At 60.0% G+C, this 19,761-nt stretch carries 16 protein-coding genes; 11 read left to right on the top strand and 5 right to left on the bottom strand.

Annotated features, from left to right (window positions below):
- Positions 1 to 23: 23 nt before the first annotated feature.
- Positions 24 to 1,034, bottom strand: a complete 1,011-nt coding sequence (locus tag ABHV46_RS03950) for an MBL fold metallo-hydrolase (RefSeq protein WP_438382847.1) — start codon at positions 1,032 to 1,034, stop codon at positions 24 to 26.
- A 387-nt stretch (positions 1,035 to 1,421) separates the two neighbouring features.
- Between ABHV46_RS03950 and tkt the strand changes: the two genes are divergently transcribed.
- The 10 genes from tkt (at position 1,422) to ABHV46_RS03900 (ending at position 14,990) form a co-directional block, all read left to right on the top strand.
- Positions 1,422 to 3,542, top strand: coding sequence for a transketolase (tkt, locus tag ABHV46_RS03945; RefSeq protein WP_438384239.1), 2,121 nt, complete (start codon positions 1,422 to 1,424; stop codon positions 3,540 to 3,542).
- A gap of 156 nt (positions 3,543 to 3,698) precedes the next feature.
- Positions 3,699 to 6,566 (top strand): bifunctional transaldolase/phosoglucose isomerase, encoded by a 2,868-nt coding sequence (locus ABHV46_RS03940; protein WP_438382845.1) that lies wholly within the window; start codon positions 3,699 to 3,701, stop codon positions 6,564 to 6,566.
- Between the two features lie 91 nt (positions 6,567 to 6,657).
- Complete coding sequence (gene gnd / locus ABHV46_RS03935) at positions 6,658 to 7,653, top strand: phosphogluconate dehydrogenase (NAD(+)-dependent, decarboxylating) (protein ID WP_438382843.1); 996 nt, start codon at positions 6,658 to 6,660, stop codon at positions 7,651 to 7,653.
- A gap of 133 nt (positions 7,654 to 7,786) precedes the next feature.
- Complete coding sequence (gene zwf / locus ABHV46_RS03930) at positions 7,787 to 9,334, top strand: glucose-6-phosphate dehydrogenase (RefSeq protein WP_336944949.1); 1,548 nt, start codon at positions 7,787 to 7,789, stop codon at positions 9,332 to 9,334.
- 29 nt (positions 9,335 to 9,363) lie between these two features.
- Positions 9,364 to 10,227 carry a Cof-type HAD-IIB family hydrolase gene (locus tag ABHV46_RS03925; protein WP_336944950.1) on the top strand — a complete coding sequence of 288 codons (864 nt, stop codon included), beginning with the start codon at positions 9,364 to 9,366 and terminating at the stop codon, positions 10,225 to 10,227.
- Positions 10,228 to 10,244: 17 nt separating this feature from the next.
- Entirely contained in the window at positions 10,245 to 10,994 is a 750-nt protein-coding gene (gene pgl / locus ABHV46_RS03920; protein ID WP_336944951.1) for a 6-phosphogluconolactonase, read from the top strand.
- Positions 10,987 to 11,703, top strand: coding sequence for a ribose-5-phosphate isomerase RpiA (gene rpiA, locus ABHV46_RS03915; protein ID WP_336944952.1), 717 nt, complete (start codon positions 10,987 to 10,989; stop codon positions 11,701 to 11,703). Before pgl ends, rpiA begins: the two co-directional genes overlap by 8 nt.
- Positions 11,700 to 12,224 (top strand): gluconokinase, encoded by a 525-nt coding sequence (locus ABHV46_RS03910; protein ID WP_336944954.1) that lies wholly within the window; start codon positions 11,700 to 11,702, stop codon positions 12,222 to 12,224. Before rpiA ends, ABHV46_RS03910 begins: the two co-directional genes overlap by 4 nt.
- Before the next feature lie 260 nt (positions 12,225 to 12,484).
- The gene (locus ABHV46_RS03905; protein WP_438382840.1) at positions 12,485 to 13,390 is read left to right on the top strand and encodes a DUF4349 domain-containing protein; all 906 of its coding nucleotides are present in this window, start codon (positions 12,485 to 12,487) and stop codon (positions 13,388 to 13,390) included.
- Positions 13,391 to 13,607: 217 nt separating this feature from the next.
- On the top strand, positions 13,608 to 14,990 hold the full coding sequence (locus tag ABHV46_RS03900) for an MFS transporter (RefSeq protein ID WP_438384237.1): 1,383 nt from the start codon (positions 13,608 to 13,610) through the stop codon (positions 14,988 to 14,990).
- 34 nt (positions 14,991 to 15,024) lie between these two features.
- Here the strand turns inward: ABHV46_RS03900 and gloA2 are convergent, their stop codons facing one another.
- From gloA2 to cysS, 3 genes are read right to left on the bottom strand one after another with little or no spacing between them, the layout of a single operon-like run.
- On the bottom strand, positions 15,025 to 15,405 hold the full coding sequence (gloA2, locus tag ABHV46_RS03895) for an SMU1112c/YaeR family gloxylase I-like metalloprotein (protein WP_438382837.1): 381 nt from the start codon (positions 15,403 to 15,405) through the stop codon (positions 15,025 to 15,027).
- 10 nt (positions 15,406 to 15,415) lie between these two features.
- The gene (locus tag ABHV46_RS03890; protein ID WP_438382835.1) at positions 15,416 to 16,195 is read right to left on the bottom strand and encodes an RNA methyltransferase; all 780 of its coding nucleotides are present in this window, start codon (positions 16,193 to 16,195) and stop codon (positions 15,416 to 15,418) included.
- The gene (cysS, locus tag ABHV46_RS03885; protein WP_438382833.1) at positions 16,192 to 17,547 is read right to left on the bottom strand and encodes a cysteine--tRNA ligase; all 1,356 of its coding nucleotides are present in this window, start codon (positions 17,545 to 17,547) and stop codon (positions 16,192 to 16,194) included. Before cysS ends, ABHV46_RS03890 begins: the two co-directional genes overlap by 4 nt.
- 96 nt (positions 17,548 to 17,643) lie before the next feature.
- On the opposite strand from cysS, the gene ABHV46_RS03880 reads away from it, so the two are divergent.
- A complete protein-coding gene (locus tag ABHV46_RS03880) occupies positions 17,644 to 19,071 on the top strand; it encodes an MATE family efflux transporter (RefSeq protein ID WP_438382831.1) in 1,428 nt (475 codons plus the stop codon).
- A 9-nt stretch (positions 19,072 to 19,080) separates the two neighbouring features.
- Here the strand turns inward: ABHV46_RS03880 and ABHV46_RS03875 are convergent, their stop codons facing one another.
- Positions 19,081 to 19,551, bottom strand: coding sequence for a LysM peptidoglycan-binding domain-containing protein (locus tag ABHV46_RS03875; protein ID WP_438382829.1), 471 nt, complete (start codon positions 19,549 to 19,551; stop codon positions 19,081 to 19,083).
- Positions 19,552 to 19,761: the final 210 nt, after the last annotated feature.

The following is a 19,761-nucleotide window of genomic DNA, read 5'->3' as shown; positions in this document are numbered from 1 at the left end:
CGCTCCTGCGAAATGGCTGTTCGTCACGGAGCACGCAGGCATTGCCCGCGTTCCGGCAGAACGAACCAGGAGAAATCCTTCCCCAGAGCGGCCAGGTAGCGTTTCAGACGGCCTCCTGGCTCCCAATATCCTTCGTCTGTAAGCTGGAAGGTGCCGAAATGCATGGCGACCGCATGACGGGCATCGAGCAGCACTGCAGCGTCGACAGCCTGTTCAGGGGTCATGTGGACTGACTGCATGAGCGTGACTGGCTCATAGGCGCCTATTGGCAGCAGGGCGAGGTCGGGAGCGCCGAGGCGTTTTTTTATCTCGGTCCAGTGGTGCCCGTGAGCGGTGTCCCCGGCGAAGATCAGGGAGCGGTGGCCTGTATCGAGATGAAAGCCGCTCCACAGCGCTCGATTCTGATCGAACGGCGTGCGGGCCGAACCGTGCAGGGCCGGAATTGCCGTAATCGTGATCGGGTCGAAACGAAGCGTCTGCCACCAATCCAGCGTGACCACCCGGGAAAAGGGAAGGCCGCGCAAATGCCGCCGGTTGCCCAGCGGCGCGATGCAAAGCGGGCCATCGCGCCGGCCGAACCGCCTCAGTGTCGGGCGATCGAGATGATCGTAATGACAATGAGAGACGAGAATAATGTCGATTGCAGGAATGGCGTCGAAAGCCAGCCCCGGCGGCACGACCCGCTTGGGGCCGACATGACGCAGGGGTGAGCACCGTTCGGAAAGGATCGGGTCTGTCAGGATCGCAAGAGGTCGTTGTCCGTCGCGTCCGATACGGATCAGAAAGCTCGAATGATTGATGAAGCTGGCCGAAATCTCACCGGGTGCAAGCTGTGGGAAGGGTTCGGCTTCTTGGGTAGGCACATCGTTCGGCCAGCCGGGTCGCAGGCTCCTCTGCCATGAGAAGATGCTTTCAAAGCCCGGTTCGATGGTTGGACGCTCCGGCGGGACGCTCAGGGGAGGGGAAAGGCGATAGGAAGCCGGGTTATGAAAGCTCCAGCCGTCGCAATGATCCGATTTTGGAAAAGGCTTCATCGCAAATCCTGCAAATTTTCGTGTGGTCGAGCAGTCGTGAAGAGTTTCGCTCTAGCACAATGTGGGTAATGGGCGTCTTATGCGCAACGCAATGTATTGCCGGGCCGGTAGGTTTCAGTTTGGTGTCAATGCTGTCGGGATTTTGAGGCAATATGTGCGGCGCAGCGGAACATCGCCATCACGCAGGCGTATGGTCAGGGTGTTCTGGTGATCTTCTCCCCGTGGCTGAGCCATGTGAGGTGAGAGCGGTCGCCAATTCTGCGTGGTCGCCTATGCGAAAAGGATCCCAGGTGGGGTTGTCTCAGGCAGCAAACCGGTCTTGAACATTGATGTCTGTCCGGCGGATGGTTTTCCATCGCAGAGAGTTAATTCGGAGGTCGATTTTTGATGCGTTCTTTAAGCAACCCGTCCGCGTTTGGCGCGGAAACAGGTGGAGCGGCCGGCGCCAGTGTCTCTGACATCGCGCAGCTGAGCATCAACACTATCCGCACCCTGTCGATGGATGGTGTGGAAAAGGCCGATTCAGGCCATCCGGGAACGGCGATGGCGCTGGCCCCTGTCATGTACACGCTCTGGCAGAATGACCTCAAATACGATCCGGCAGATCCGCTCTGGCCGGCACGTGACCGCTTCGTGCTGTCCGTCGGTCATGCTTCGATGCTGCTGTATTCGACGATCTACCTCACCGGTATTCGCGATGTGGTGAAGGACAAGGTTCTCGACAGCCCTTCGCTGACCCTTGAAGACCTCAAGCAGTTCCGCCAGCTGAATTCCAAGACCCCGGGTCACCCGGAATACCGCCACACGGCCGGTATCGAAACCACGACCGGCCCGCTTGGCCAGGGCTGTGGCAACTCGGTCGGTATGGCGATGGCCGAGAAATATCTCGCTGCCCATTACAACCGTCCCGGCTATGACCTGTTCGATTACCACACCTATGTGTTCTGTGGTGACGGCGACATGATGGAAGGCGTTTCGTCGGAAGCGGCTTCGATGGCCGGCCATCTGGGTCTGGGCAATCTGATCTGGCTGTATGACTCGAATCAGATCTCGATCGAAGGCTCGACCAATCTTGCCTTCACCGAGAACGTTGCCGAGCGCTTCCACGCTTACAAATGGCATGTCGTCACCGTCAACGACGTCAACGATATCGCTGCCGTCAGCAAGGCGCTTGAAGAAGCCCGTTCGGTCAAGGACCGTCCGAGCCTGATCATCATGCACACGGTCATCGGCTTCGGTGCCCCCAAGAAGGCCGGTACGGCCTCGGCTCATGGCGAGCCTCTGGGCGAAGAAGAAATTGCCGGTGCCAAGAAGGCCTATCACTGGCCCTGGACCGAAGCGTTCCATGTGCCAGAAGGCGTTCTGGAGCATTTCCAGGAAGGTCTCGGCAAGCGCGGTGCAACGGCGCGTGCGGAATGGCATGCCCTGTTCGATCGCTACACGAACGAATATCCGAAGGAAGCAGCAGAGCTGCGCGCCATCTTCGAGCGTCGCCTGCCGGAAGGCTGGGACAAGGATATTCCGAAGTGGGATGCAGACGCCAAGGGCGTTGCTTCGCGCGCAAGCTCGGGCAAGGTCATCAACGCCGTTGCCAAGAACGTTCCCTGGATGCTTGGCGGTTCGGCCGATCTTTCGCCGTCGACCAAGACCAACCTCACCTTTGAGGGTGCAGGCTCGTTCCAGCCGCCGCAATGGGGTGGCACCTATGCGGGGCGCAATATCCATTTCGGTATTCGCGAACACGCCATGGGGTCGATCTGCAACGGTCTGGCTCTGGCAGGCCTGCATGCTTACGGCTCGGGCTTCCTGATCTTCTCCGATTACATGAAGGCCCCGATCCGTCTGTCGGCTCTCATGGAGCTGCCGGTCACCTATATCTTCACGCATGACTCCATTGGTGTCGGTGAAGATGGCCCGACCCATCAGCCGATCGAGCAGCTGGCCCAGCTGCGTGCCACGCCTGGCATCATGACCATTCGTCCGGCCGACGCCAATGAGGTGTCTGAGGCCTGGCGCACGCTCATGCCGATGACGCACAAGCCTGCCGTGCTGATCCTCAGCCGTCAGAACCTGCCGACGCTGGATCGTAGCAAATATGCCTGCGCCTCCAACCTCGCCAAGGGCGCCTACGTGCTGGCAAGCTGCGAAGGCAAGCCTGATGTCATTCTGATGGCGTCGGGTTCGGAAGTCTCACTGGTGGTCGACGCCTATGAGAAGCTGACGGCAGAAGGCATCAAGGCCCGCGTCGTGTCCTTCCCGTCCTTCGACCTCTTCGAAGAGCAGGATCAGGCCTACCGCGACAGCGTGCTGCCGCCCGACGTCAAGGGACGTGTGGCTGTTGAGCAGGCAGCTGCCTTTGGCTGGGATCGTTACACCGGCATCGGTGGCTCGATCATCGCGATGAACAGCTTCGGCGCTTCGGCCCCGCTCAAATCGCTGCTCACCAAGTTCGGCTTCACGCCGGAGAAGGTGTACGACGCCGCCCGCGAGCAGGCTGCTCGCAAGTAAGACGACTACCGGGGCCTGACCGCTTCCTCGGCGGTCGGGCCTTACGGGGCCACAGCGTGCTATGGCCCCCTCTCATGAGGTCAGGGTCGGAAGGCCGACCTGAGCTGAGACGGGTATCCACAGGGAACCCGTCAGGTGGACAGACAGGAGTACGTCATGGACGTCGAACAGAAGCAGGGTGCCGCTACGAGCGGGAACCCGCTGCGTGATCTTTCCAATTTTGGCCAGTCACCCTGGCTGGACTTCATCCAGAGATCCTACACTGCCGATGGCAGCCTCAAGAAGCTGGTGGACGAAGACGGCCTGCGTGGCGTGACGTCAAACCCGGCCATCTTCGAGAAGGCAATGGGCTACGGCACGGATTACGACGCCCAGATCAAGGATCTGCTGGCTGCCGAAACCCTCTCCCCTGGCGAGCTTTACGAAAAGCTGGCCATTACCGACATTCAGGCGACCGCCAAGGTCATGCACCCGGTCTTCGTCAAGACCAAGGGTCTTGATGGTTATGTGAGCCTCGAAGTGTCGCCCTATCTCGCTTTCGAGACGAAGGCTACGGCCGATGAAGCCCGTCGCCTCTGGGCTGCCGTCAACGAAGAAAACCTGATGATCAAGATCCCGGGTACGCCCGAAGGAATCCCGGCTTTCCAGGAAGTCACGTCTGAAGGAATCAGCGTCAACGTTACGCTGCTCTTTTCGCTCGAAGCTTATAAGAATGTTCTCGAAGCCTACATCAAGGGCCTCGAAATCCGCCATGCAGCGGGCAAGGACATCAGCAAGATCGCCAGTGTCGCTTCGTTCTTCGTGTCGCGCATCGACGGCAAGATCGATGGCGCCATCGATCGCCGCGTCAAGGAAGGCGACAAGGACGCGGAAGCCCTGAAGGCCCTGCGCGGCAAGGTCGCTATCGCGAATGCCAAGGTTGCCTATCAGCATTATCTGGAAGTCACGGCTTCCGAGCGCTGGAAGAAGCTCGCCGCCGCTGGCGCCCAGCCGCAGCGTCTGCTGTGGGCCTCGACGGGTACCAAGGACAAGACCTTCTCCGACGTTCTTTACGTCGATGAGCTGATCGGTGCCGATACCGTCAACACCATTCCGCCCGCAACATTCGATGCCTTCCGCGATCACGGCAAGCTGCGCGCCAGCCTGACCGAGAATGTCGAGGATGCTTTCAAGGTAATCGATCAGCAGGCCAAGCTCGGCCTCGACCTCGATGGCGTGACCAAGACCCTCGTAACAGAAGGCTGCGCTTCGTTCTGCGACGCTTTCGACCAGCTGCTTGGGGCGGTAGCAAACAAGCAGGCCACGTTTCTCGGTTCCAAACTGATTGAGCAAAAGGCCGAGCTCCCGGCTGACCTGAAAGCCGCAGCCGACGCGGTGCTCGAAGACTGGCGCAAGACGGGCAAGGGCCGCAAGCTCTGGGCCAAGGACGCCACGGTGTGGACTGGCGGCGACGAAGCCAAGTGGCTGAAGTGGCTCGACATCGTCGATGAGCGTCTGACCAATGTGTCGGAACTTGAGGCCTTCGCAAGCGAAGTTAAGGCCAAGGGCTTCAGCGATGTGCTGCTGCTCGGTATGGGCGGTTCGAGCCTCGGCCCGGAAGTGATTGCGGAGACCTTCGGTCATGTCGCAGGCTTCCCGACGCTGCACGTGCTCGACAGCACGGACCCGCAGCAGGTCAAGACCTACGAGAACGCTGTCGACCTCAAGAAGACCCTGTTCATCGTTTCGTCCAAATCGGGCGGCACGCTAGAGCCGAATATTCTGAAGGCCTATTTCTTCGCGGCTGCCGAAAAGGCACTCGGCTCGGCCCCCGGCGCGCATTTCGTAGCCGTGACCGATCCCGGTTCGCATATGGAAGAAGTTGCCAAGAAGGACGGCTTCTGGAAGATCTTCTACGGCGAGAAGCAGATTGGCGGTCGTTTCTCGGTGCTGTCCAATTTCGGCCTCGTCCCGGCAGCTGCTGCCGGTCTGAACGTGCGCGCGTTCCTTGAATCTGCGCTGCGCTCGGTTAAGGAAGCTTCGGCCAGCACGCCGCCTGCCCAGAACACCGCGCTTCAGCTCGGTGCGATCCTCGGCGCCGCCGCGACCAAGTTCGGCCGTGACAAGGTGACGATCGTTGCATCGCCTGCGATCTATGATCTCGGTGCCTGGCTCGAGCAGCTGTTGGCTGAATCGACCGGCAAGAAGGGAACGGGCCTGATTCCCATTGACGACGAGACCCTCGGGGCTCCAGACGTCTATGGCAAGGATCGCGTCTTCGCCTATCTGCGCCTGACGGATGAAGCCTGCCCAAACCAGGAGAAGGCCATTGCCGCTCTCGTGGCAGCAGGTGAGCCAGTCGTGACGATCGATCTGGCTGACAAGCTCGATATCGCTCAGGCTTTCTTCCACTGGGAATATGCCACGGCAGTTGCCGGTTCGGTTCTTGCGATCGACCCGTTTGATCAGCCGGATGTGGAATTCAGCAAGATCGAGACCAAGAAGCTCACGACCGCCTTCAACGAGACGGGCAAGCTTCCTGCCGAGACGCCGTTCGCGACGTCGGGGGCTTTCGAGTTCTTCGCCGATGCGAGCAACGCCAAGGCTCTTGGCGGTGGCGATGCGCTGGCGATCCTCAAGGCGCATTTCGGTCGCGTGAAGGCGGGCGATTATGTTGGCGTTCTGGCCTATGTCGAGCGCGACCTGAAGACGCGCGAATGGATCCAGAACGTGCGCCTCGATCTGCGTGACCAGTTGAAGGTCGCAACGGCTGCCGAGTTCGGCCCGCGCTTCCTGCACTCGACGGGCCAGGCTTATAAGGGCGGCCCGGATAGTGGCGTGTTCCTGCAGATCACGGCCGATGATCACGCAGATCTGGCCGTGCCGGGTGAGCGTTTCACCTTCAGTGTGGTGAAGGCTGCTCAGGCTCGCGGTGATTTCGATGTGCTCTCCGAGCGTGGCCGTCGTGCCCTGCGCGTGCACATTAAGGGACCGCTCGAAGCTGGCCTTGCCGAACTGGCAACGGCCCTCAAGAAGGCCGTCTGAGACTGAAGCAACCCGCCCCGCTCAGACGGGGCGGATTGTTTTTTAGGGTAGATGTTTTAGGGCACAGGGAAGCTGTGCAGGAGTTTTGAAGATGCAAATCGGTATTGTTGGCCTTGGCCGTATGGGCGGCAACATCGCAGTGCGCCTGACCCGTCACGGGCATGATGTCGTTCTGTTCGATCGCACCGCAGAAGTTGTGACCAAGACGTTCGACCGTGCCGAAAAGGGCCGTGCGATCGCCGCTACCTCCGTTTCCGATCTCGTCAGCAAGATCACGGCAGAACGCAAGATCGTCTGGGTCATGCTGCCCGCTGGAGAAATCACGGAAGCCTGCGTGCAGGAACTGCGCGGCCTGCTCGGCAAGGACGACATCGTGATCGACGGTGGCAACAGCTACTACAAGGACGATGTCCGTCGTGCGCATGAGCTTATGGAAAAAGGCATCCACTACATCGATGTCGGCACGTCGGGCGGCGTGTGGGGCCTCGATCGCGGCTATTGCATGATGTACGGCGGCACCAAGGATTCGGCCGATCATGTCGATCCCATCCTCAAGGCACTCGCGCCGGGCAAGGGCGACGTCGTGCGTACGATCGGTCGCGACCGTGAAGGCCTCGATCCCCGCGCAGAGCAAGGCTATCTGCATTGTGGTCCGGCCGGCTCGGGTCACTTCGTCAAGATGGTCCATAACGGTATCGAATACGGCATGATGCAGGCCTTTGCCGAAGGCTTCGACGTCATGAAGTCCAAGAACTCGCCGGTTCTGCAGGAAGACCAGCGCTTCGATCTGAACATGGCCGATATCGCCGAAGTCTGGCGTCGTGGCAGTGTTGTCTCGTCCTGGTTGCTCGATCTGACGGCTGACGCCCTCGCCAAGAACGAATCTCTCTCCGAGTTCTCGGGTGAAGTAGCCGACTCCGGCGAAGGTCGCTGGACGATCGAAGCCGCTATCGAAGAGTCGGTGCCGGTTCCGGTCATGACTGCGTCGTTGTTCACGCGTTTCCGTTCGCGCAGCGGCAATAACTACGCAGAGAAGATCCTCTCTGCCATGCGCTTCGGCTTCGGCGGTCACGTCGAGAAGAAGTGACATTCCGGGCCGGGACCGCATCTGGTCCCGGCCCTTTTTTTTTCTCTACACTCTTGGCCTGAATGTCAGCGGGAGCCCTGATGCTCCTGCTTGCACTCCGGCTTTCAGTTTATCGACTAAAAAGGTTTGGCATATGGTCGAGATTTCCGCTTCAGCGCGTGCGGCATTGTCCAATTCAGAAGCTCCGCGTGGCGTACGCCCGGCCCCTCCGGGCTCCATGGTCATTTTTGGCGGCGGCGGCGATCTGACGAAACGTCTCCTGGTTCCGGCTATCTATAATCTGGACACGGCCGGTCTGCTCAGTGAGGATTTTTCTATCATCGTGGTCGACTGGGCCGAGATGACGACCGAGGCGCTGCTGGAACAGTTAAGCGGTGCGCTCGACGATTTCGTAAGCAAGCGGGGCACCAGCGCTACGGTGCTGCGACAAGACGTATGGGATCGTCTTTCCAAGAGCATCACCTATCTGCGTGGCTCCTTCGAAGAACTGTCGACTTATGAAGCTTTGAAAGAAAAGCTGGGCGATCGTTCGGCAGTCTTCTATCTGGCTGTCGCAGCCCGTTTCTTCGGCCCGATCGTCGATCTCCTAGGTGAGTCAGGCCTCGCCGAACAGACAGACACGGTCTCGCGCCGTGTCATCATCGAGAAGCCCTTCGGCGCCGATCTGGAGTCGGCCAAGGCGCTCAATGCGCGTCTTCAACGTTCGCTCGATGAAAACCAGATCTACCGCATCGACCATTACCTCGGCAAAGAGACAGTTCAGAATATTCTGGCCCTGCGCTTCTCCAATGGCTTTTTTGAACCGCTCTGGAACCGTCAGAATATCGACCACGTGCAGATTACAGCCGCCGAGACGGTGGGCGTGGAGCGCCGCGGGCGCTTTTACGAAAGCACGGGCGCTATCCGCGACATGGTGCCGAACCACCTAATGCAGTTGCTGTCGATGGTGGCGATGGAAGCCCCTACCTCGTTCGATGCCGAAGCGGTCCGTGACGAGAAGGCCAAGGTGTTGAGCGCTATCCAGCCAATCGATCTCACGCAGGTTGTGCGTGGACAATATGTCAGCGGGTCATTCGGCGTTGGCGATGAAGCCGAGGCTCTGCGTGGCTATCGTGAAGAGCCCGATGTCGGCATGGGGAGTCAGACCGAAACCTATGTCGCCATGAAGCTGCGCATCGATAACTGGCGCTGGGCTGGCGTGCCGTTCTATCTGCGCACGGGCAAGCGCCTGCGTCGCCGCAAGACCGAGATTGCCATCCACTTCAAGCAGGCGCCGTTTGCGCTTTTCCGTGACACGCCCGTCGATAAGCTCACGCCTAATATCATGGTGCTGCATATTCAGCCGACCGAAGGCGTGACCATGCAGTTCTCGGCCAAGGTGCCCGGCCCGTCGGTGCGTCTGGGCGGCGTGCGCATGAAGTTCGATTATTCGGACTGGTTCAGCGAAGGGCCGAGCACTGGCTACGAAACGCTCATCTATGACTGCATGATCGGGGATCAGACCCTCTTCCAGCGAGCCGACACGATCGAAGAGGGATGGCGTATTGTCGAACCTGCCTTCACCCAGAACATCGCTGACAAGTCTCCTCTCTGCTTCTATCCGGGCGGTCTGGACGGCCCGCGTGAGGCTGATGAGTTGCTGGCGCGCAGCGGGCGCCGCTGGCTCGACCTGAACAATTGACGCGCTCCGGCGCCAAGGCAGGAATTTCCATGACACATGATCTGGATGCCATTCACGATGCGCTGCCGCCCATGGCATCCACCATCCGCATGGTTGTCTCGGACATCGACGGTACGCTGATCGGACCGGACAAGGCCCTCGCCGATTCCACACTCGAGGCAGCGAGACAGCTTCGCGAGGCAGGCATCGTGCTCTGCCTCGTGAGCTCGCGCTCCGCCGAAGGCATGCTGCGCTATCATCGTGAGCTCGGTCTCGACACGCCGTTCGGCGCGTTGAATGGCGGGGTGATTGTCGGCCCCGATGACGAGATTCTCTCGACCCTGTCGCTACCGGCCTCCTGCGTCGATGGGGCCTGCGATACGCTCTCGGTACACCAGGTCGATACCTGGCTGTTTCGCGGTCATGAATGGCTCATTCGCGATCCTGGCGCCTATTATGTCGAGCACGAGCGCAGATCGGTCGGTATCGAGCCGGTTGTCGTGCCCGATTTCAAGCCATATCGGGAAGGCGTTGGCAAGATCATGGCTGCGAGCAGCAATTTCGCCTTGCTGCAACGCATGGAGGTCGAGATCGGGGCCATGCTCAAGGGGCAGGCCAGCGTCCATCGGTCGTCCAATTACTATCTCGATATCACCCATAAGGACGCTAATAAGGGCTTTGCCGCACGCGCTCTGGCCGAGCGTCTGGGCATCCCCATGAGTGAGGTTGCCTGCATCGGCGACATGTCCAATGATGTGCCGATGCTCAGAATCGCCGGGCTCGGTATCGCCATGGGTAACGCGGCCGAAGAGGTCAGCGCCTATGCTCATGTGACGACAGGGCATAACGATGCAGACGGGTGGGCAGAGGCCATGCAGCGCTTCGTGCTCCCCAAGGCCCCCGGCGTGGCCTGACACAAAGGAATGATAAGATGAGTGGACATGATGTAACTTCAGCCCGCGTGGTCGTTCTGGAGGACGGTGAAGCCGTCGCCCGGAAGATGGCCCAGTGGCTGCTGGACCAGGCTCTGGCCAAGACCGACGGACCTTTCGTCGTGGCGTTGTCGGGCGGGTCGACGCCCAAGCGTCTGTTCAAGATCATGGCCGAGCCGGAATACGCGTCGAAATTCCCGTGGCGTCGCACGCATATTTTCTTCGGTGACGATCGCCACGTCCCATTCACCCATGAAGACAGCAATTACCGCATGACCGACGAGCTTCTGCTCGAGCATGTCAATCTGCCTGCCGAAAACGCACACCCGATCCCTGCCGACGGTACGGCCGAACAGGATGCGGTCTGGTATCAGAACGCGTTGCAGGATTTGTATGGCAGTCACCACCTGACCCCCGGCAAGCCGCTTTTCGATGTCGTCATGCTGGGCATGGGCCCCGACGGCCACACGGCGTCGCTCTTTCCGCGCCAACCGATCCTGCAGGAAAAGACGAAATGGGTTGCCGCCTGCACGCCCGATAACGCCCCACATGATCGTGTTTCGCTTACCTATCCGGCGATTCATTCCAGCCGCAGCGTGGTCTTTCTGATCGAAGGCGAGGGCAAGGCCGAGATGCTGGCGCGTGTGCGCGGTGGCGATGACTCGCTTCCGGCATCGCATATCACCTCGGAAGGTGAGGTTGTTTTCCTGGTTGACAAGGCCGCCGCAGGAGGACTTCAGAATGGCTGAGAGTACACAAGATGCCGCCGCTCGCGTGGCGGAGCTGAAACGCGAAGCCGCGACCCATGCGATCTCCTACATTCAGGATGGCATGGCGGTCGGGCTCGGCACGGGTAGCACCGCTAAATTCATGATTGACGCTCTTGGCGAGCGTGTGCGTCGTGAAGGCCTCAAGATACGTGCGATACCGACTTCGGAAGCCAGCGCGGCCCAGGCGCAGAGCCTGAATATCCCCATCACCAATTTTGCCGATGACCCCTATCTCGACGTCGCCATCGATGGTGCTGACGAAGTTCAGACAGGCTCGCTCTTTCTCATAAAAGGTCGCGGTGGCGCGCTTTTGCGCGAGAAGATCGTGGCGGTGTCAGCACGCAAATTCATCGTAATCGTGGATGAGAGCAAGATCGTGACCGATCTGGGTACACATATGCCCGTCCCGGTCGAGATCATCCCCTGGGGCTGGGAGCGTGTCGAGAACCTTCTGCGCAAGACAGGGGCCAAAACCTGTGTGCCGCGCCGTAATGACGATGGCTCACTGTACATGACCGATAACCACAACATCATTATCGATTGCGATTACGAGCGTATCGAAGACCCTCGTGCGCTCGCCGATCACATTATTTCGATCACCGGTGTGGTGGATCATGGCCTGTTTCTGGATATCACTTCCGAAGTGCTGGTTGCCGGTGCCTCGGGTTTGCAGAGGCTGAAGGCATGAGCGCCGCGACCGCTCAGGCCGGTACGGGCCTCTATGTTGTCATGGGTGTCTCGGGCTGCGGCAAGACCACCGTGGCACAGGGGCTTGCCGATCATTTCGGTACGCCCTTTCAGGAAGGCGACGATCTGCACCCGGCGGCAAATGTCGCCAAGATGCATAGCGGTATCCCGCTTGACGACGCCGACCGGGCGCCCTGGCTCCAGATCTGTCACGAATGGCTGAAAATGCACGCGCAGAGCGGCGGCGTGCTGACCTGTTCGGCGCTGAAGCGCAAATACCGGGATACGCTGCGTAATGGGCTCAACGTCACCTTTGTATATCTTGAGACCAGCGAACGCACGATTGCAGAGCGCCTGAAACAGCGCATTGGCCATTTCATGCCTCCGAGCCTCCTGCCGAGCCAGCTTGCGACACTGGAGCCCCCCGGCAAGGATGAGAATGTCATCACTGTGGATAGTGCGGGTACGCCCGAGCTTGTGATGGGCAAACTCCTGGCCTCGCTGAGCGCCCGCGCTTCCTGATTTTTCAAACCTTTCGGATCGGCCCACACCTGTCATGTGGATCGATCCAATCTGTCTCCGGCGTAAACTATCCTCTGCCATCAACAGCTTATGCACAGGCTGATCCGCAGAGTTGTTCCTCGAATCTGGGGATAAGTTTGAAGAGGCGCTGTGCCAGCAGGCAAGGGCCCTGAACATCTCAATTCAGCCTCATTCCCGCCTGACCTTCACAACAAAGTACTGTCAGGACCCTGTTTCCTCCATTGCGGCAAAGGAACAAGATGATGGTGAGACAGGCTACAAGGTACGTCCCGATCCGTATTGCTGGCATGGCGACACTCGGCCTGGTCGTTGTCGCTCTGGGTGGGTGCAAGCATCGGCATGCCGGTCAGGCGGGCACCGAAGCAAGCTCTGACTCGATCTCACAGCCTGCCATGCTGAGCATGATACCGCGAGTTGCCAGCTTCGCAGGCAGTCGTAAAACGGGTCCGGGCTCGATTGCCTATGAGCATAGTCTCTCCCTGATTGTCGCGTCAGACAAGGTCGGCGCCCATCTGGAGAAACTGCGCGATGACTGCCTTGCTCAAGCCGGGTGCGAGCTGGTTTCAGCGTCGGAAGACACAGAGGGAAGCGGGCCCGAAAGCGACAGACGCACGGCCAGACTCTCTGCGCGCCTTCCTCATGACAGGGTCGCGTCGTTTCTAGCCGTCGCGGCGGCTCCGCTGCCGGGCGAGCCCGCAGGCAAGGTGGTGACCCAACAGCTTCGCACCAGCCAGCGTGATCTGCATGACGAGATTACCGACGTCGATCGCCGCATCGTCCAGATGACTGCCTACAGGGACCGCCTGGAGGCGCTTGAGGGCCAGAGTGCGGGCAAGACCGACGATCTGATCAAGGTGGCGAAAGAACTCTCCGATGCTCAGACGGAGCTGGAGAGCGTGGCCCGTGAAAAACAGGATCTGTCGCGTCGGGTCGAGACGGAAGAGGTCGATGTCACCTATGAATCCGCTCATGAAAATCTCGGCCCCTTGCGCAGGAGCCTGAGGGAAAGCGGTGCTCTCTTCTCCGACACTCTTGCAGATTTGTGGGATTTTCTGATCCAGGCCCTGGTCTGGGCGCCCCTCGTAGTGGTCGGCTTGCTGATCGTTCGGCGCGCCATCCGTCGTCGTTGGTTCAGCGCGAAATAAGAGAAGGCCGCTCAGGGAATTGTGAGGCGGCAAACCCTTGCCGCCTCCGCGCGTCAGAGTGGATAGGAAAGAGTAAATATTTTGTAATAGAAGAGAGGTCGGCCCTTTGCAGCTTTTCAGTGCCCGAGAGGCAAGGCCCCGTGAAAAGGACCATAGCAGACCCATAGAGACGGATATTCCCGCCCGGCTCGACCGGCTGCCTTGGTCGCGGTTCCATATGCTGATCGTCGTGGCACTCGGGATCACCTGGATCCTCGACGGGCTGGAAGTGACGATCATCGGCTCGCTCGCGCCCTCGCTTCAGCGCGGCGACACCCTCGGCCTCTCTGCCGACGGCATAGGGTTTGCCTCATCCTCCTATGTTGCAGGGGCGGTTCTGGGGGCGCTGGTCTTTGGCTGGATGACCGACCAACTGGGACGCAAGCAGATCTTCTTTCTCACCCTCGCTCTTTATGTGGTTGGCGTCGGCGCCTCGGCGCTGTCATGGAATCTGACCAGCTTCGCCGTTGCCCGTTTCGTGACCGGCATGGGCATCGGCGGCGAGTATTCCGCCATCAACTCCGCCATTGACGAACTCGTCCCGGCGCGTCTGCGTGGCCGTGTGGACGTGATGGTCAACGGCACATTCTGGGCTGGTGCTGCTTTCGGTGCGCTCGGCTCGGTCTGGCTGCTCAACTCCGCGATCATCCCGATCTGGCTCGCGTGGCGCGTTGCTTTTGCGCTCGGGGCACTCCTCGGTGTCGCAGTGCTTTTCCTGCGTACCTTCGTGCCGGAAAGCCCGAGATGGCTCATGACCCATCGTCGTGTTGAAGAGGCCGCTGCCATCGTGAGCCAAGTGGAATCTCATTGCGTCGAACCCGAGGGCGGCTGGGGAGAGAAGCTGCCCACTGTCCTGATCTATCCGGCGGGCGTGTTCAGCCCGGCTGAAATGATCAGGATCATGGTCCAGCGCTATCGGGGGCGCTCGCTCTATGTTCTTGTTCTGATGATTTCTCAGGCGTTTCTCTATAACGCCGTGTTCTTCACGTACGGCATGGTCCTGACGAAATATCATGGCGTATCACCGCGTGCGGTCGGCTGGTATATTCTGCCTTTGGCCATCGGTAATCTTTTCGGCCCGCTTATTCTTGCGCGCTGGTTCGACACCTGGGGCCGCAGGCGCATGATCGGGCTGAGCTACGCCATATCCGGCGTACTCATGATCGCAGTGGCCTATGCCATGGGCACTCACGCCCTGACCGCCGCCAGTCAGACGCTCTCCTGGTGCGGTATCTTCTTCTTTGCTTCGGCGGCTGCCTCATCGGCCTATCTGACCGCCAGCGAGCTTTTCCCCCTCGAAATGCGGGCTTTTGCAATCGCGGTTTTCTATGCGGTCGGCACGCTTTTCGGTGGGGTCGCAGCCCCCGTCATTTTCGGCCATCTGATTGGCACCGGAAGGCTGTCCCTGCTTGTCATGGGCTACATGATCGCAGCGATCCTGATGCTGATCGCTAGCGCCGTCGCCTGGATCTGGGGCGTGGATGCGGAAAATCGCTCGCTGGAGGAAGTCGCGCCACCTCTGTCGGAATACTACGCCCGTGAGGAGGAGCGGGTCGTCTGACAGGGCGTAATGCCGCCTGGCGGCGAGTCTTGGATCAACTCTGGTAGAGTTCCAGAGGCAGGCCGTCTGGATCGCTGAAGAACGTATAGAGTTTGCCCGTGTAGGGGTCGGTCCTCACCGGCTCGCAGGCCACATTATGTTTCTCAAGATGCTCCACCGCTTCCTGCATGTTATCGACGCCGAACGCGAGATGGCGCAGCCCGGCAGCTTCAGGTTGTGTCGGGCGCGAGGGCGGTGTCGGAAAAGAGAACAGCTCGATCTGCGTGTCGCCGATGGCGATGTCGCATTTCCATGACTGCCGCTGGGCACGCCATACCTCTCGTATGATGCGAAAGCCGAGGATCTCGGTATAGAAGGCGCGCGACTTCTGATAATCGGACGCGATGATCGCGATGTGATGGACGCAGGTGAACATCGTCTGAGACCTATTGCTGACGGGCTTTGCGGCCATTGGACAATTCGGTGACGACACCGTGCATGGTACGCAGCTCCTGCTCAGTCACCTCGCCGCGCTGGAAGAGGTGGCGCAAATTGCGCACCATCCCGGGGCGCTTCTGCTCGTTGCGCAGAAAACCGCATTCATCCAGATCGCGTGTCAGATGACCGAGAAAATTCTCCAGCTCGCTTTTCGTCGCCACGTGGGTTTCGTTGGTCATGAGCGTGCGCGGCGGCGTGGTCTCGCAGGCCATCCACCATTCATACGCCATGATCAAGACGGCCTGGGCAAGGTTGAGCGACATGAAATCAGGGTTGAGAGGATAGCGTATCAACACATCCGCGCGCGCCATGTCCTCATTATCGAGCCCGGCGCGTTCTGGGCCGAAGAGCAACCCGGCCTTGAGTCCCCGATCGGCAATGGCGCGAAGCTCCGATGCGGCGCCGCGGGCGGTCATGACCGTTTTCACGATATGGCGCGGGCGCGGGCAGGTGGCCATGACGTGGTGTAGATCGGCCACCGCCTCATCAACGGTATCGAAAACCTGCGCCGCATCGAGAATGCGATCGGCGCCTGATGAGGCATACCACGCACGTTCCTGTGGCCAACCATCACGCGGGGCGACCAGACGCAGGTGAAACAGCCCGCCATTGGCCATGGCCCGCGCCGTTGTGCCGACATTTTCGGCCAATTGCGGACGGACGAGAATAACCACGGGGCTGAATTCCCCGATCGGCCCGATATCGGCACCGCCGTCACGTCCGGTCATGCGCGCCTCCATGTCGTGCCTTGGGCAGTGTCTTCAAGAATAATTCCCTGTTCGGCAAGTTGACTGCGGATGCTGTCGGCAAGCGCGAAGTCGCGGGCTTTTTTTGCGGCGACACGCTGGGCAATCAGCGCATCGATGGCAGCCTCATCGGAGCCCGAGCGAAACCACTCATCCGGCGTGGCCTCGAGAAGGCCGATAAGGGCACCGCACGCCTTGAGTGAAGCAGACGCCTGCGCGTCACCACCGAGCGCTGCATCGGCAAGGGGGTGCAGGCAGGCTAGGGCAAGCGGCGTGTTCATATCGTCGCACAGGGCCTGCATGAAAGCGTCCGGCACAGGGCCGGTAACGCCAGTCGGAGTTTTCTCCAGCGCGCGATAGAAACGGTCGAGAATGCGCTTGGCCTCGTCCAGCTTTTCCCACGTGAAGTCGAGTACCGAGCGGTAATGCGTGCCTAAAATGAGCAGACGCAGGGCCTCGGCGGGCGCATGCGTAAGGACCTCGCGTATGGAGAAGAAATTGCCCAGAGATTTGGACATTTTCTCGCCGTTGGAGAGCAGCATGGCATTATGCAGCCAGTAGCGCGCGAAGCTGCTGCCGGGATGGCAGCACAGCGACTGGGCGCGTTCGTTTTCATGATGAGGGAACATCAGATCGTCGCCGCCGCCATGAATGTCGAAACTGGCGCCGAGATAGCGGTGCGACATTGCCGAGCACTCGATATGCCAGCCGGGCCGACCGCGCCCATAGGGGCTGTCCCATCCGGGCTGCTCGGGCGACGAGGGCTTCCACAGCACGAAATCACCCGGATGGCGCTTGTAAGGCGCCACCTCGACCCGTGCGCCTGCCAGAAGATCATCGGGACTGCGCCCCGAAAGACTGCCATAGCTGGCGCAGCGATCGACGGCGAAGAGCACATGACCTTCTGCCTCATAGGCGTGGCCATTGGCGACGAGCTGGGCGATCATGCTCAGCATGTCGTCGATATGGTGCGTGGCGCGCGGTTCGATATCGGGTGGCAGAACACCGAGCGCGGCCACATCCTCATGAAAGGCAGTGGTCGTGCGTGCCGTCAGGCTCGCGATGTCTTCTCCATTCTGCTGCGCGCGTGCGGTGATCTTGTCATCCACATCCGTGATGTTACGGACGAAAGTGACCCTCGGATAGAGCCGCCGCAGAAGGCGCACGAGGATGTCGGCGCTGAGCATGGCGCGCAGATTGCCGATATGCACAGCGTCGTACACTGTGGGCCCACAGTAGTAGACGCGCACATTGGCAGGATCCAACGGCGTGAAAACCTGTTTCTGCCGTGTCTGGCTGTCATGAAGGGACAGGGAATAGGAAGGGCTGGCCATAATCCAGAGTAGATGCGTCAGCCCTGCGCCCAGCGCAACTCTATTTTACGCCTCGGAACGCTGGTTTTCTGCCCTTGGTGGTATAAGCAGAACATCATGACAGAACTTCGCTCTTCCATCACGGTGCCGCATTGGGGCCAGCATCTGCGCGCGCTGGTCAGGATCGCCGCGCCACTCAGTTTTTCGCAGCTGAGCGAGATGGCCATGAACGTGACCGATACGGTGCTTCTCGGCGGCCTGGGTGCGACTGCACTCGCCGTAGGTGGCATGACCACCAATCTTTTTTTCTGTACTTTCATCACCTTTCAGGCGGCGCTCGGCGGCGCGAGTATCCTGATCTCGCGGGCAAGAGGGCGTGCCTTTGCGGCGCAGGATACGCTGGAGGATCTTTCGGGCATCGTCTCGTCGGGTGTGGTTCTTGCGGTTCTGCTCTGTCTGCCCGTTCTCGCTATTCTGTTGCCCGCAGGCTCGCTGCTGGCATTTTTCAACGAACCATCGCAGATCGTCATGCAGGGCAGTCGCTTCATGCACTTGCTACTTTGGGCGCTCCTGCCCAATCTGGTGATCATCGGATTGTTGCGGATTATCCTGCCAGCCTTTGGCAGTGAGCGGCTGCTGCTCTGGACAATGCCGGGCATGGCCGTGATGAATGGCTTTCTGAATGCAGGGCTGATCCATGGAAGGTTCGGCCTGCCGGAAATGGGGCTCTGGGGATCAGCCTGCGCCACCATAGTGACAGGCTGGTCAGTAGCGCTCCTTCTTGTAGTGCTGGCGCGTCGTCAGGCGCATCTGAAGCGTCATCTTCGTGTGTCACGCCCCGACCCGCGGGCCATGGGCGAGATGCTGCGTCTCGGTCTGCCGATGATGGGTGCGACGGGCGCGGAGCTGCTCGCCTTTCAGATGACGGGGCTTCACGCTGGCGCTTTGGGGGCTGTCTCGTCTGCGGCACATCAGATCGCGCTGAGCGTCACGAGCACAGCTTTCATGATCAGCCTGGCGGTGTCTCAGGCCGTGAATATCCGTGTTGCCTACTGGCTGGGTGCGGGTTCTCCACGCGCCGCCCTGCGATCGACGATTGCGGCGATGCTTCTGGTTCTCGTCTGGACCAGTTTTACGGCGACGATCCTGCTGTTCTTTCCTGAGTATATTGCCGGGTTCTATCTCGATGCACTGAGCGCAGATGCGGCCAAGGTCATGCCCATTGCCGTGTCGCTGCTCAAGATTGCGGGTGTCTTCCAGATTCTGGACGGTGTTCAGTGTGTATGTTCAGGCGCTTTGCGCGGCTGTCACGATACCTTCATGCCGATGGTCCTGATGGTGCTGACCTATGTGCCGGTGTCGATTTTCGGGGGCGACTGGCTTGCGTTCAAAGGCGGCTACGGTGCGGTCGGATTGTGGATCGGGCTGGCCACCGGGCTGGGTATTCTCGCGCTCATGCTATCGATCCGCCTCGTTATAACGTTCAGGCGCAAGCTGCATGATGCTGAGCCCGTTTTCTCGAACGGGCTCGTCGATCCGGCCTGAAGCGGCGGCTCAGGCTTCCGGGATACGAATGGTCTGCCCCGGATAAACGCCTTCGCTATGGGCCAGCTCGTCCTTATTGGCCTCGTGCAGATCCTGAGCCGTGACGTCGACATCGGTCTTTTCGGCTATGGCGGCCAGGGTTTCACCGGGGGCCACCTGATGGAAGACGGGGTCAGGTGTGCCCTCGGGCACGGTGATGTCGGCATGGACCGTGTCGATCCCCGCGATATTGCCGGCGGCCAGAATGATCGCGTCGCGTTCTGCGGCGTTTTCCGCCTTTGCTTTGACCGCGACGGTCGTATCCCGCACTGTAATATGAGACACTGAAAGCTGTGACAGGCCGTATTGTTTGAAGGCTCGCTTGATCAGGCTTTCATGGGGCGCGCGTGGGGCAGGGGCGCCCGCCGGATTGATCGCTTCGATTTCCGCCTTGTCGTTGAGCTTGCGCCCCGCAGCGCGATTGAATTTGAAAATGGCCATGATAAAGGCTCCTTCTGGCGTGTCTGCGCATGGAACGGGATGCACACGCATTGCATGTCCTGTTTTTGCTGACGTATCAGCTTGGGCTTCGTTCCCTGAAGCGCTGTTTCAGAGGCTTCGGGCCGATTTCGATTGACAGGGCAGGGCGGGTTCTATACCTGCCGCCGCTATTGCCGGGAACGTGGACATTCCGGCCGTAACCAGACCGGG

The sequence above is a fragment of the Asaia sp. BMEF1 genome (assembly GCF_051628905.1).
Classification (GTDB): domain Bacteria; phylum Pseudomonadota; class Alphaproteobacteria; order Acetobacterales; family Acetobacteraceae; genus Asaia.
Note: the sequence above shows the minus strand (reverse complement) of the source record. Positions and strands in the feature narration are given on the sequence as shown.